The sequence below is a fragment of the Bartonella sp. AA81SXKL genome (genome assembly GCF_042196945.1).
Classification (GTDB): Bacteria; Pseudomonadota; Alphaproteobacteria; order Rhizobiales; family Rhizobiaceae; genus Bartonella.
On record NZ_JBHIRH010000373.1, the window covers coordinates 1 to 583 of the forward strand.

The window sequence follows — 583 nt, forward strand, 5'->3', positions numbered from 1 at the left end:
ATTTTTTGATAACTTTCCAATAGCCCACGTGCTTTGATAAGATTATAGGAATGGTCATGTTCAAAACACCAAGCATTCAAACAAATAGCCAAGTCATAAGCCCAAAAGTAATTACAAGCAAAATAAAAGTCAATAATGCCAGAAAGACGATCGTTCAAAAAAAACACATTATCATTGAACAAATCAGCATGAATAATACCTGTCGGCAAAATCGACGGCCAATTTTCTTCTAAAAAAGCCAACTCAGTATCAATTTTTTTTCCAAACTCTCTAAGCAACGGATCTTTCCTTATTTGGCAACGTTTCCATAAGCATTTCCAATCCACAAGAGAAAGAGTATTTCTCCGACTAAGCGAAAAATCCTGAGCAGCTAAATGCAACTGGGCTAGACTACAACCCACTTCGCAACAATGATAGATATTGGACTGGCGGACCCATTCCCCTTCCAAAAAGGTAATAATAGCAGCAGGACGTCCTGCTAATTCACCGATCATCATCCCATTATTTTGAATTACCGGTTGAGGACAAGGAACGCCCCGTCTCCCTAAGTGCTGCATAAGATTACAAAAAAAAGGCAAATCAT

Annotated in this window: 1 protein-coding gene; it reads right to left on the bottom strand. The window is 38.4% G+C overall.

Annotation, left to right across the window (positions count from 1 at the left end):
• On the bottom strand, nt 1-583 hold a 583-nt coding region (locus ACFINZ_RS11750; RefSeq protein WP_375701616.1), incomplete at both ends, for a phosphotransferase.